The 12747-nt window shown below is 72.0% G+C and carries 12 protein-coding genes; 4 read left to right on the top strand and 8 right to left on the bottom strand.

What is annotated here, in order from left to right; genetic code table 11:
- Positions 1–152 precede the first annotated feature (152 nt).
- A complete protein-coding gene (gene tig, locus WMF19_RS18380; protein ID WP_437900285.1) occupies positions 153–1421 on the bottom strand; it encodes a trigger factor in 1269 nt (422 codons plus the stop codon).
- Between the two features lie 264 nt (positions 1422–1685).
- Entirely contained in the window at positions 1686–1847 is a 162-nt protein-coding gene (locus WMF19_RS18375) for a transcriptional regulator (protein WP_272098363.1), read from the bottom strand.
- 662 nt (positions 1848–2509) lie between these two features.
- On the opposite strand from WMF19_RS18375, the gene WMF19_RS18370 reads away from it, so the two are divergent.
- Both WMF19_RS18370 and WMF19_RS18365 read left to right on the top strand, forming a co-directional pair.
- Entirely contained in the window at positions 2510–3445 is a 936-nt protein-coding gene (locus tag WMF19_RS18370) for a ParA family protein (RefSeq protein ID WP_437900284.1), read from the top strand.
- Positions 3442–4353, top strand: coding sequence for a ParB/RepB/Spo0J family partition protein (locus WMF19_RS18365; RefSeq protein WP_437900283.1), 912 nt, complete (start codon positions 3442–3444; stop codon positions 4351–4353). Before WMF19_RS18370 ends, WMF19_RS18365 begins: the two co-directional genes overlap by 4 nt.
- Positions 4354–4373: 20 nt before the next feature.
- Here WMF19_RS18365 and WMF19_RS18360 read toward each other — a convergent pair whose 3' ends face one another.
- From WMF19_RS18360 to WMF19_RS18345, 4 genes are read right to left on the bottom strand one after another with little or no spacing between them, the layout of a single operon-like run.
- Positions 4374–5462, bottom strand: coding sequence for a tetratricopeptide repeat protein (locus WMF19_RS18360; protein ID WP_437900282.1), 1089 nt, complete (start codon positions 5460–5462; stop codon positions 4374–4376).
- Positions 5459–8320 (bottom strand): [protein-PII] uridylyltransferase, encoded by a 2862-nt coding sequence (gene glnD / locus WMF19_RS18355; RefSeq protein ID WP_437900281.1) that lies wholly within the window; start codon positions 8318–8320, stop codon positions 5459–5461. Before glnD ends, WMF19_RS18360 begins: the two co-directional genes overlap by 4 nt.
- Before the next feature lie 19 nt (positions 8321–8339).
- A complete protein-coding gene (locus WMF19_RS18350) occupies positions 8340–9173 on the bottom strand; it encodes a CheR family methyltransferase (protein ID WP_437900280.1) in 834 nt (277 codons plus the stop codon).
- A 15-nt stretch (positions 9174–9188) separates the two neighbouring features.
- Positions 9189–9476, bottom strand: coding sequence for a hypothetical protein (locus tag WMF19_RS18345; RefSeq protein ID WP_044965043.1), 288 nt, complete (start codon positions 9474–9476; stop codon positions 9189–9191).
- A 111-nt stretch (positions 9477–9587) separates the two neighbouring features.
- Here WMF19_RS18345 and WMF19_RS18340 point away from each other — a divergent pair, with 111 nt between their 5' ends.
- Entirely contained in the window at positions 9588–10508 is a 921-nt protein-coding gene (locus tag WMF19_RS18340; RefSeq protein ID WP_437900279.1) for an ABC transporter ATP-binding protein, read from the top strand.
- Between the two features lie 66 nt (positions 10509–10574).
- Here the strand turns inward: WMF19_RS18340 and WMF19_RS18335 are convergent, their stop codons facing one another.
- Positions 10575–10727: a hypothetical protein gene (locus tag WMF19_RS18335; RefSeq protein ID WP_437901806.1), complete on the bottom strand. Its 153-nt coding sequence runs from the start codon at positions 10725–10727 to the stop codon at positions 10575–10577.
- Positions 10728–10776: 49 nt separating this feature from the next.
- Between WMF19_RS18335 and crcB the strand changes: the two genes are divergently transcribed.
- Complete coding sequence (gene crcB / locus WMF19_RS18330) at positions 10777–11160, top strand: fluoride efflux transporter CrcB (protein ID WP_437900278.1); 384 nt, start codon at positions 10777–10779, stop codon at positions 11158–11160.
- A gap of 69 nt (positions 11161–11229) precedes the next feature.
- Here crcB and WMF19_RS18325 read toward each other — a convergent pair whose 3' ends face one another.
- A complete protein-coding gene (locus tag WMF19_RS18325) occupies positions 11230–12231 on the bottom strand; it encodes a hypothetical protein (protein ID WP_437900277.1) in 1002 nt (333 codons plus the stop codon).
- Between the last annotated feature and the right edge of the window lie 516 nt (positions 12232–12747).

Raw genomic sequence — 12747 nt, 5'->3', positions numbered from 1 at the left:
CGGCTCGCTCGATCCAGGCGCGCGCCCGATGTCGCTCGAGAGCGCGAGAGGCGCGACCTGGACAAACGGCGCACGCCGGCGCAGCAGAGCTGAGGCGCCGGCGTGCGGAGCAGAGGTCCGGCCATTCCGCGCCGGACTTTTGCTGGGCGGGGCTAGCTCGCGTCCGCGACCTTCGCCGCAGCCTCGATGATGTCGAGGATCTTGTCCTCAAGGATCATCCCGGCGAAGAGCTCGCGCTTCTGGGGCTCGCGGTACTCCGCCTTGATCTTCGCCACGTTCTTGCCGGTCTGCTCGGCGAGCTCCTCGTAGCCCTTCTCGAGATCGGCCTCGGTGATCTTGACCGCCTTCGCCTTCGCGATCTCGGCCATGACCAGGCCCGCGCGCACCTTCATCTCGGCGTCGAGCCGCACGCGGGCGCGGAACTCCGGCGTCGGATCGACGCGCTGCCCCTGCCTCCGCGCCGTCGCGAGCAGCTCGCGCTCGGCGAGCTGCGCCTGCTGGTCGACGAGCGACGGAGGGACCGGGATCGGGTTCGCCTTGCAGAGCTCCACGACGAGCTGCTCGGCGACGGCGTCGCTCGCCCGCTGCGTCAGCTCCTTCTCGATCTTCTTGCGGAGCGACTCGCGGAGCGCGGACAGGCTCTCGTCGCCGCAGTCCTTCGCGAACTCGTCGTCCACCTCCGGGAAGATGCGCTCCCGCAGATCCTTCAGCGTGATGTGGAAGGTCGCCTGCTTGCCCCGCAGATCCGCGTTGGAGTGCTGCTCGGAGAACGTGACCTGGACGTCCTTCGACTGGCCGGGCGTCATCCCGGCGAGGGCGTCCTCGATCTCCTTGAAGACCTGGCCGCTGCCGAGCTCGGTCTCGATCTCCTGCTCCTTCGTGTCGCGCAGCGCGCCGCCGACCTCGAGGGTGAACGCGAGCGTCGCGACATCCCCCTTCGCCGCGGGGCGCTCCGGATCGGGCGCCTGCAGCGTCGAGTGCTCGCGCCGGAGGGCGGTGATCTCGGCGTCGATCATCTCGTCCGTCGGCGTGGTCGAGGGGCGCTTCACCTCGAAGCCCTCCCACTTCACCTCGGCGATGTCGGGGCGGACCTCGAAGCGGGCCTTGTACGAGAACGTGTCGTCAGGGCGGAGCTCGGTGGGCGCGATCGCCGGCTGGGACAGGGGCTGCACCTGCTTGTCGGCGAGCGCCTGGTTCAGCGTGGCGTCGACGAGCCGCTGGGCGACGTCGGCATGGATGCGGCCGCCGTAGAGGTGCGCGAGCACCTGGCGCGGCGCCTTGCCAGGCCGGTAGCCCCGGACCCGGGCCGTCCGCTGGAGCGCCGTATAGGCCTTGTCGACCTCGCTCCGGACCCGGTCCGCGGGGACCTCCACCTGAAACTCCATCAGCACGGGAGAAAGCTTTTCGACGTTGACTTGCATGGCGGTTTTTTCGAAGGGCGGCACTCGTGCCACGCGTCGCTGGGGGGGTCAAGACGAGCGACAGGACGCTGCTTTAAAAAAAAGGAGCCCCGGCGGAGAGGCGGCCGCCGGGGCTCGGATCCCGGGAGGGATCGTGCAAGCTGATGTGCAGCGCTGGCGCTGGCGACGCGACGTCACGGGGCAGCAGCGCCGAGCGCGACCGCGAGGACGTGCGAGCACGTGCGAGGACGTTGAAAAGACCTCCCGCGCGCCGCGCCGCCGCGCTCAGTCGTCCGAGGCGTCGAACGGGTCCTTTTCGAAGTCGAGCTCGGCGTCGAAGGATCCCTCCTCCTCGACGATGTCCTCGAGCGAGAAGCCCACGCGGTTCGGGCGGAGAATCTCCCGCTCGAACTCTGCAAAGTTCTGATACGACCTGGGAAGCGGCATCTGTCCTCCTCACATGTGCCGAGGCGACGTCGGTGCGTCGATCTGCTCGGCGAAGCTGGGCACCACGTCCGTGATCAAGGGGCGGTCGGCGTCGGCCCGCGACTCGAGGTCGAAGGCGGACGACGGCGCGAACCGAGCGCCGACCTGCGTTGAAGCGAAGGCGAAAGCACAAGGACCTGCGCAGGCGCGAGCGGCGCAGGGCCGCGCCCGTCGCACCAGAAGGCGCGCGCGAGGACCCGATCGACGGGCCCCGGGTCGCAGCAGGCCAGCAGCGCCCCGCCGAGGCCGAAGCACCGGCCTCGCCTCGAGGCTCGCCCGCGCGCCCATGCCTTCGCCGCTCGGCTACCTTTGCCTACATCAAGCGACATGTGGGCACTGTAGATACGCCTGCCGTTCAGGCCAACAATCCGGCAACCGAACGCTGGGAAGGCGGCGAGCGGGTGACGACGCCCGCCGCGGTCGTGCCCCCGAGGGTGGTGCCGCAGCCCAGCGTCCAGGGCGTCCCAGGACGCCCGCGGCGGCAGCGCGCTGGGCCCGCGCGCTGGACCGACCGCGCAGGACAGACCCGCACGCTCGGTCGAACGTTTGTGTCGAGGCGCCCGCTTCTCTCGACGTGCCGATGGGGGTCGTGTAAGCAGCCTGGTCGGACGCGACACAGCACGATGCCATCGCCCAACGAGGGGGGCGCGCCCGGCAAGCCCGGCGCCGCCCCCAAGCCTTCGCCTGTCATCTTCGCCGTCGCCAACCAGAAGGGGGGCGTCGGCAAGACCACGACCTCGGTCAACCTGGCCGCGAGCTTCGCCGCGGCAGAGTGCCGTACGCTGCTCGTCGACTGCGATCCGCAGGGGAACGCGTCGAGCGGCGTCGGCGTGCGGCGCGGGAGCTTCGAGCTGTCCCTCTACGACGTCCTGATCGGGCGAGCGGCGCTGAAGGACGCGATCGTGCCGACCGAGGTGCCGCTCCTCGGCGTGGTGCCCGCGACCCAGGACCTCGTCGCGGCGGAGCTCGAGCTGGTCGACGCGGACGATCGCGCTGTGCGGCTGCGCAACGCGCTGCGCCCGCAGCTCGCGGGCTACGACTACGTCGTGCTCGATTGCCCGCCGTCGCTCGGGCTCCTCACGCTGAACGCGCTCACCGCTGCGCACCGGGTGCTCGTGCCGCTCCAGTGCGAGTACTACGCGCTCGAGGGGCTGACGCACCTGATGGCGACCATCGACCGGGTGCGGAGCGCCTTCAACCCGGAGCTCACGGTCGAGGGCGTCGTCCTCACGATGTACGACGGGCGCAACTCGCTCACCCACCAGGTGGCCGACGAGGTGAAGGCGCACTTCCGCGTCTTCGACGCGATCATCCCGCGCAACGTGAAGCTCAGCGAGGCGCCGTCGCACGGCAAGCCGGCGCTGCTCTACGACGCGCAGTCGAAGGGGGCGCAGGGCTACCTGAGCCTCGCGCGCGAGATCCTGGACGGCCCGCCCGCCGCCGCGGCAGACGCGAAGAAGCGGCCGCGCGGGGACGCCGTCGAGGCGGAGCCACCGGCCGAGCCTTCGCCCCCGCAGAACCCCGGAGAGCGCGCGAGGGACGCACGACCCAGATCATGAATGCCGATCAGAAAGGGGCGCGGCGCGCGCTCGGACGGGGGCTCGACGCCCTGCTCCCGGCGGCGCCGCCGGCGACAGCGACGGCGGCCGAAGGGCGCAGCGTGTTCGTGTGCGCGATCGAGAAGATCGTCCCGCAGAAGGGGCAGCCGCGGCAGCACTTCGACGAGACGGAGCTGGAGGAGCTCACCGGCAGCATCCGCGAGCACGGGCTCATCGAGCCGCTCATCGTGCGCCGGACGCAGGCGGGGAACGACGCCTTCGAGCTCATCGCGGGCGAGCGGCGGTGGCGCGCCGCGCAGCGCGCGGGGCTCAGGGAGGTGCTCGTCGTCGTCAAGGACGTCTCCCCCAAGGAGGCGTTCGAGCTCGCGCTCGTCGAGAACGTGCAGCGGGCCGACCTCAACCCGATCGAGATCGCCGAGGCGTTCGATCGGCTGCTGCGCGAGCACAGCTACACGCACCAGACCCTCGCCGAGCGCGTCGGCAAGGACCGCACGACGATCGTCAACTCGCTCCGGCTGCTCCGGCTGCCGCCGCGGATCCGCACCATGGTCATCTCGCGCGAGCTCAGCGAGGGCCACGCGCGCGCGCTGCTCGGCGCGCCCAGCGACAAGGTGATGGCCGACGTCGCGGAGCGGACCGTCCACGGCAAGCTCCCCGTCCGCAAGGTCGAGGCGCTGATCAAGGCGGCGAAGGAGAGGGAGCTCCGGGCGGCCGAGGGCGATGGCGAGGAGGCGGGCGAGAAGAAGCGCGGGGGGAAGTCGCCTGCGATCAAGGACCTGGAGGCGCGCCTCGCGCGGCGGCTCGGGACCCGCGTCGAGGTGCGCGACCAGGGCGGCCACGGCGAGCTCGGCATCACCTATGGCTCGCTCGACGAGCTCGACAGGATCATCGCGCTGCTCGGCGCGTGATCCTGCGCGGCCTCCGGGCGCTACTTCAGCCTGGCGCTGAGCTCTTTGACCTTGGCGCGGGCGCGCTTGCCGATCTCGGTGTCACCCCCGTGCTTCCCGGCCTCCGTGAGCGCGGCGATCGCGCTCTGCGGCTTGCGCTCGGCCAGGAACGACAGGCCGAGGTAGTAGTGCGCGGCCGCGAACCGCGGGTCCACCTTGATCGCCGCCTGGTAGTCGGCGCGCGCCCCCGGCTCGTCGCCGAGCTCGTGGCGGCACGTCCCGCGGCGCACGTGGAACTCGGCCTCCGGCTTCAGCTTGATGGCGCGGTCGAACGCCGCCACGCAGTCGGCGTAGGCCTTCGCCGGACCGAGCATCCGCCCGATCGTCGCGATCGTCGCCACGTCGTCGCCGGTCGCCGCGAGCGCCTTCTTGAGCTCGGCCGCGGCCCGGTCGAGCACCTTCGCCTCGAACAGCATCGCGCCGTAGGCGAAGCGCGTGGCGGCCGTGTCCTCGGCCTTGAGCGCCGCCTCGTAGTGCTTGCTCGCGTTCGCGACGTCGCCCTTCAGCCCGTACGCGTAGGCCAGGTTCTGGTGGAGCGCGGCCCGGTCCGGCGCCTGCTCGATCGCCTTCGAGAGGACCGCGATCGCGTCGTCCGGCCGAGGCGGCTCGTCGAGGTAGAGCGCGGCCAGGTTCAGCGCGGCGGCCTCGAGCTTGGGATCGCTCGCGAGCGCCTTCTTGTACGACGCCTCGGCGCCGGCGCGATCGTTCGTCTTCTCGTTGGCGAGGCCGAGGTAATAGTGCGCCTCGGCGCTGCCCGGCTCGTGCTCGATCGCCTGGAGGAGGTGCTGCTTCGCCTCCTCATACTTCTCGTTCTTGATGTACGCGATGCCCCGATCCAGCGCCGTGGACGACGCGCCCTTCGAGGCCGCCGCGTCGCTGCCTTCGGGCGGATCGGCCAGGAGCGGATCGCGCTGCGGCTCCTGCGCCCCCCCGCACGCCGCGACGCACGCGGCGAGCGCCACCGCCGCCAGGACCCGCTGCGCGGCGGGCCTCGCCGTCGTCGTCATCGCCGTCGTCGTCATCGCCGTCGCCCTCGTCCACACCGCGCGCGTAAACCACCTCTCGTTCATCCGACACTCCCTTCGCCGTCCAGACCCTGGAGGACGGCGTGCAGCCGCTCCTCGACCTCTTGCGTCCGCTTGCCGTTCGCGATCTTCGTCCCGTCCGCGTCGCTCACGTAGAACACGTCGGCCACGCGCGTGCCCTCCGTGTTGATCTTGGCGACCGAGATCGAGAGGCCGAGCTGGTAGAGCGCGTCCGAGATCGCGAACAGGAGGCCGGGGCGGTCGCGCGTGAGGACCTCGATCACCGTGTGGTGCGAGGCGCGATCGTCGATGGATATCTGCGTCCGGACCTTCGGCGTCGGGCGCTCGCGCAGCGCGCCGCCCCGGCGCTTCTTGGCGAGCTCGGCGCCGGAGAGCTGCCCCGAGAGCACCCCCTGGATGTCGGTCACGAGCTTCGGGATGGCGCGGGCCACCCCCCCTACCCCTTCGCCGCGGTCGCGCACCCAGAACAGGTCGACGGCCTGCAGGCGCACGCCCGCCGGCGGAGACGAGCCCGCCCTCGCGCGGATCACGCCGCCGTCGTCCATCCCATCGTCGTCGCACGCGCGCGAGTGGATCTGCGCCGCGTGGACCTCGAGGCGCGAGGCCGCGAGCGCGGCCGTGATCGCCGCGAGCAAGCCGGGGCGATCCGGCGCCACCACGCAGACCTCCGCGGCCTCCGGGTGGCGCGACGGGACGAGCGCGACCGAGACGCTGTTGCCGTTCGACTGCTGCTGCCGGGCGAGCTCCGAGTGCGCGGCGATCGCGGCCGGGCTGTTCGCGAGCAGGTAGCGCTCGGGCATCGACGCGAGGTAGCGGGCCAGGAAGTCCCGCTGCGCGCGCCGATCGGCCTCGCTCGCGGCCGGGAGGTCCTCGAGGGCGCCCACCGTGCCGCTGATCGCGCGGGCCATCCGCTGGTCGTCGATGCCGAACGGCCCCGCGTCCTCGCGCGCGCCGCGCAGGGCCCTGTCCGCGGAGAGGTACAGCTCGTCGAGCATGCGCGCCTTCCACGACGTCATCGACGTGGGGCTCGTGGTCGAGAGGTCGGCGACCGTGAGCAGGTAGAGATCGCGCAGCCCCTCGCGGCCGTGGACCTCCTGGCAGAACTCGGAGATCGTCGCGGGGTCATCGAGATCGCGCCGGGTCGCGATGAGGTACATCACGAGGTGCTTCAGCACGAGGTGGCACGCCTCGTCGATGTCCTCCTGAGGGAAGCCGAGCCGCGCCAGGATCTTCCGGGCCATCTCGGCGCCGCGCCCGCTGTGATCGGTGCCCCCGATCGCCTTGCCCACGTCGTGCAGGAGCGTGGCGAAGAACAGCATCGTCGGCCGCGTCGCCTCGGCGGCGAGCCGGCACGCGAGCCCGAACTCGCCCGCGAGCTCGCCCCGCACGAGCGACGCCAGCCGATCGACCGCGGCGACCGAGTGAACGTCGACCGTGTACACGTGGTAGACGTCGTGGTGGACGCGCCCGACGACCGGCAAGAACTCCGGGATCATCGCGAGCAGGAGGCCGAGGTCGTGCAGCTCGCGGACGACCGACCCGCTCTGCAGCTCCGTCTCCTTGCACGTGGCGACGAGGGTCCTGAACCGCTCGGCGGCCTCGGGGCTCTCGCGGAGCGCCGCGCAGAACGCCGGATCGCCGGCCGCGCGGACGATCGCGCCGCGCGCGTAGGGCAGGAGCGGCACGCCGCGCTCGACGGCCTCGGAGACGAGCCGCAGCGCGATCGCCGGATCGGTCCTCAGCAGATCCGGATCGCTCATCGTGATGCAGCCGTCGAAGAGGCGGACCCCGCCGCCGAGGTCCTCGTCGCGGCGGCGGCGCCGCGTCAGCGTCGGCGTGGCGCGCGAGACGATCATGTCGAGGGAGCGCGAGATGGTCCGGGCGCTCCGGTAGTAATCGCTCATCATCCGCTCGATCGCCTCGGGCGACACGGCGGACTCGTCAGGGGGCGGCGCGCCCTTCCGGCCGGCGTCGGCCGGACCGGCGCCCTTGCTGTAGCCGAGCGCGCCGGCGCACAGCTCCTGCTCGTCGAACGTCAGCCGGTCGGTCCTCCGCCCGGAGTGGGCGTGGAGCAGGTTGCGGATGCGCCAGAGCATCTCCGCGGCGCCCCGGATCTCCTCCGCCTCGCGCGCGACGAGCGCGCCGAAGCGGACGAGCGCGTCGAACTCGCCGACGCCGTAGCGCGCCTTCGCGGCCCAGCGGGCGACGTCGAGATCGCGCAGGCCGCCGGCGCCGTTCTTCACGTCCGGCTCCAGGAGGTAGACCGAGCCGCCGAAGCGCTCGTGCCGCTGCGCGATCTCCTTCCCGAGCCGCTCGATGAAGCGGGGCAGCTCCGAGTGCGCGAAGATGCCCGACGAGGCGCGCTGCCAGAGCGACTCCGACAGCGACGCGTCGCCGACGACGTGGCGCCAGTCGAGCAGGCTCGTCGCCGTGGGCAGGTCCTCGCGCGCGCCGTCGATGAGGTCGTCGATGGTGACGACCTGGTGCCCCACGGCGACCCCCATGTCCCAGAGCGGGTAGAGCAGCGCGTCCGCGATGGCGCTGGCGCGCTGGGCGTCGCGGGCGAGGATGCGCAGGTCGAGATCGCTCCGCAGGGCGGCCGCGCCGCGGCCGTAGCCTCCGACCCCGGCGATCGCGACCGAGTCCCACTCCTTGCGGCCGGGCCCGCCGGACTCGCGCAGCAGGTGGAAGAGGCGCGCCAGGAGATCGTCGAGCAGGCGCGCGTGGCGCCGCCCCAGGGCGACCCCGACGGCGGCCGGATCCGCGGCCGGCGTGGAGCCGCTCGGCGCCGTGCGATCGAGCTCGGCGCGCTCGCGCGCGTAGGCGGCGCGGAGCTCGGCGAGCCCGCTGGGCCTGGACGTGGGGGAGAGGTCGACGCTCATGCGGTGTCGTTCTGCTTTCTCAGGCGCCCGGGGCGCGGAAGGCGGTGACGTGCGCGTTCACCTTGATCGGCGTGAGGCCGGCGCCGCAGAGGCGCGGCGCCTCGCTCGCGGCAGAGAACAGGAGCCCGCCTGGGCCGAGCTCGGCCGCGAGGCGGCGCGCCACCGCGTCGCCGGCGGGCTCTGCGAGGTACAGGAGCACGTTCTTGAAGAAGATGATCTGGAACCCGCCGCTCGGCACGGCGTGCACCAGATCGCAGACCTCGAAGGAAACGACGTCGCGCAGCTGCTGGGCGACGTGCAGCGCTCCGCCCTTCTCTTCACAGTAGCGCTGAACGAAGGACGGGGGGAGCTGGTCGACGGCCTCGGCGGAGTAGACGGCCTCGCGCGCCGCCTCGATCGCCGGAGCGGCGCGGTCGACCCCGAGCACGCTGAAGCGGCGGCCCGCGCTCGCGAGCACCATCGCCAGGGTATAAGCCTCCTCGCCGGTGCTGCACCCGGCGGAGAGGCCGGCGATCGGCAGGTCGGGCGGGAGCCTTGGCAGCACCGAGGTGGCGATGGCCTCCCAGATGATCGGGTCGCGGTAGAAGCGCGTCTCGCCGACGCGCAGCGCGCTGACGATCTCCTCGATGGCCGCCCTGTCGTCCCGCAGCCGCTCGGCGGCCGCGAGCGGCGAGACGCCGTGGCGCGCGGCCACGGCGCTGAGCACGGCGAGGACCCGCTCGCGCACCCAGCCTGGGGCGGCGAGGCTGCGGCCCAGGCCGAACCGGCGCTGCAGCTCGGCGAGCGCGAGGTCGACGGCCCGCTGGGCGGACCGCGCCGCAGGACCTCCTCCCGCTCTCGACGATCGGGCCATGGAAGGTCGTCGCGATCAGCCGAGGAAGCCGGCTTTCCTGGCCTGGGCTCCCTTGCCGCCGCCGTCGAGGGCGATGGCGAACACGTCCTTCAGCGCGAGCACGAACGTCTCGCCCTTGGTGCTGCGCGCCTTGAGGAGCCCGCCCGCGCTCGACACGGCCTCGATCTTGGTCACCGGGAGCGACACGCCGTCGTGCGCGGCGTAGATCGTGAGCACGCGCCCTTCGGGGAGCTCGGCCCAGCCATCCTTATCGGTCTTCGCCTCTGCTGTCTCGAGGGCTGCCTTGAGTAGGTCGTCGGTCATGAGCAACGTTTCCGTCCCGCGCCCTGCCGCGTCAAGCACGTGCTCGCCCTTACCGTGATGCAAGGCGATCGGCGTCCTGCGGGGCCCCCTCCGTGGTACCGTACTGCGCGGATGTCGAGAAGGCCGCCCAGCCAGGTCTCTCCCCCCCCGCACGCGACCCCCTCGGAGGCGCAGCAGGTGGGCAACATGCCGCCGGGGTGGCAGGCGGGGGATCACCTCTTCGTCGACGACATCAAGAAATCGTTCGGGGCGACGAAGGTGCTGCACGGCATCACCATGCACCTCCGGCGGACCGAGACGGCGGTGATCATCGGCGGGTCGGGCGCTGGCAAGACGACGCTGCTCCGGCTGCTCATCGGGCTGGAGCGGCCGACCACCGGCCACATCTGGGTCGACGGCGTGGACATGGGCGCGCTCGGCGATTTCGAGATGAACCGGATGCGCCAGCGGTTCGGCATGGTGTTCCAGTACGCGGCGCTGCTCGACTCGCTCACGATCTTCGACAACGTGGCGTTCCCGCTGCGCGAGCACCGGAAGCACATGTCGAAGCGGGACATCCGCGACAAGGTCGTGGGCATGCTGAACTCGCTCGGCCTCGAGAACAAGGAGGACCGGATGCCGTCGGAGCTGTCCGGCGGGCAGCGCAAGCGGGTGGGCCTGGCGCGCGCGCTGATGCTGGAGCCCGAGATCCTCATCTACGACGAGCCGACCAGCGGGCTCGATCCGCTGACGAGCCGGCTGGTCGACGACCTGATCGAGGAGACGCGGGCGCGCTTCAAGGTGACGAGCGTGGTGATCTCGCACGACATGGCGAGCACGTTCCGCATCGCGCACCAGGCGTTCCTCGTGATCCAGGGGCGCGTCGTCGCGTCGGGGACGCCGGACGAGCTGGCGCACGGCGACAACGAGCAGGCGCGCCAGTTCATCGCGGCGTCGGGGGTGGCGACGGACGAGGTGTCGCGGGTGAACCGGCCTGCGCTGGCGGACGGCACGGGCGGGCGGGTGATCGAGTTCAGGAAGGCGGCGGAGTAGCCGGGGAGCGGTGGCTCCGGAGGCCCTGGCGGACCGCCCGGCCCGAGGAGAGGGTGCAAGCAGCGCTCAAACAGCGTGGCGACCCGAGGCCGTGAGCCGCTCGGCGACCGTGCGCAGGACGGTGGTCTTGCCCGTCTGCCGGAGGGCGTGGACGACGACGCAGCACATCTGCTCGACGAGCCTCGGTGCCTCGGGCAGGCGGCTCTCGGCCGGGATCATGTAGTCCGACGTTCGCGATCGTCGCGACTCGAGCGAGAAGGTGAAACGAATGGATCGGTGGTTCTGGATCGGTCTCGGTGGCGCAGCGGGGACCCTCGCCCGCTACGGGCTGTCGACGTGGTGCCAGCAGCGCTTCGGCGCCGAGTTTCCGTATGGGACGCTCGCGGTCAACGTGATCGGGTCGTTCTTGCTCGGCGCCATCGGAGAGGTCGCCGCGACGACGGAGCTCCTGTCGCCGACGCTCCGCCTCAGCCTGAGCACCGGCGTCATGGGCGGCTTCACCACGTACTCGAGCTTCAACAACGAGACGATCCGGCTCATCGAGTACAAGTCGTGGGCGGCGGGGCTCGCCAACATCGCGATCACGCTGGTCAGTTGCTTGGTCGCCGGCGTCCTCGGGATGGTCGTCACGAGGCGGCTCATCGCGGGCTGAAGGCGTCGAGACGGGCCGTGGGGCGCGCGGGCGGCAGGCGATGCCGCCCGTGGTCCTGGGGGATGAGGCTCAGCCGTCGGCGCCGAGGCTCGGCGTCGTCTCTCCCTGCGCCGGCGGTACGGCGCCCGGCGCTCCGGCGGCGGGCGGGGGCGTCTCTCCGTTGGATGAAGGCTTCTCTCCGGCGGGCGGGGGCTTCTTGGCGGAGCTGCCGGAGCGGGCCTCGAACATCCATGCGGCCTTGTTCAGCTCGGGGACCAGGATCGTTCCATCGACCCGGCGCGCCGCGCGGAAGGCACGGAGGATCTTCTCGATCACGACCGCGACCCGCCCGTCCTGCAGATCGAGCGCGCGCTGCGTCACCCGTCGCCCCGCGGCGATCTGGACGCTGGCGACGCCGCGCACCCGCTGCGCCGTGGCCCGGAGCGCGGCCGCGCACTCGGCGCCGACGCCGTAGTCCTCGAGGAGCTTCGCGTCCTGCGCGGGATCGGCCCGTCGGGTCTCGTCGATGAAGCTCGCGAGCGCCTCGAGGCCCTTGGCTAGGCTCTCGGGGGAGTCCGCGCGCCCCACGACGGCGTCGACCCGCGCCATGCGGCGAGCGCCGAGCGCGTTGCGCAGGCCGTCGTAGCAGAGATCGCGCTCGCCGATGCCGTCGCGCATCGCGCTCCGCCCCTGCACCTCGAGCGCGGCCCTCGCGCCTGCCGCCTCGGTCGCCGCCGCGTCGTGCGACCGCTTCATCGCCTGGAGCCTGCCCGCCTCGGCGACGAGCAGCGGCAAGAGCGCCGCGGGCATGCGCACCTTGGCGCGCTGCGCCTCGGACAGCGAGCCCAGGATCCGCCGCGCGGAGGCGACGAAGTGGGGGACGTCATCGATGAGGCTCTGCGAATCGATGCGCGTCCCCTCGGTGACGAGGTCCTCCTCGGGGATGCCCGCGTAGGTGCGCGCGGCGAACGCGCCATCCGCGGGGCCGAGCTCCCTCGCGAGCGCGTCGAGGGTGATGGTGGTCGATGAGACGATCGGTACCTCGGCCGGCGATGCCGCCGGCGCGGGCTTCTTGGTCTTGGAAATGGCCATGAAAGAAGAAGCTACGAGAAGGCGTCAATGAAAGGAAAGGGCGCACTCCAGCGAGCACAATCACGTCGCGACAGCCCGATCCGATGGGGCGCAGGGGCGCACCATGCCCGGGACACGGCACACAGCCGCCGGCGGGGACGCGCATGGCAGGATGCGGCGCGCGCGAAGCGCAGGATGAGCAGCGCCACGACGGCCGGGGATCGCGCGCGAGGCCGGCGGGCGAATGCGCGGGACGGCGGTCGAACCAGCGCACCGCGCGCCGGGATGCGCGCACCACGCGCCGCGACGCGCACACTGCGCGGAACAACGTCGCGCAGAGGCGGAACGAACCCGCACACGGCGCGCAGGCAGCTCGCGGGAGCCACCGCACGCCACGCGCAAGACACGCCAGGCCCCTGCGCACGACGCGCCAAGAACGCGCGCACCACACACTAGAAACGCGCGCATGACGCACGGGGATCACGCGCATGACGCAGAGCGTCTAATCGACTTCCCCTCTCGCTCAGCCGGCAATAC

The sequence above is a fragment of the Sorangium sp. So ce124 genome (assembly GCF_051525235.1).
Classification (GTDB): Bacteria; Myxococcota_A; Polyangia; order Polyangiales; family Polyangiaceae; genus Sorangium; species Sorangium atrum.
The sequence above is the reverse complement of the archived record's forward strand: the minus strand, read 5'-3'. Positions and strand labels throughout refer to the sequence as shown.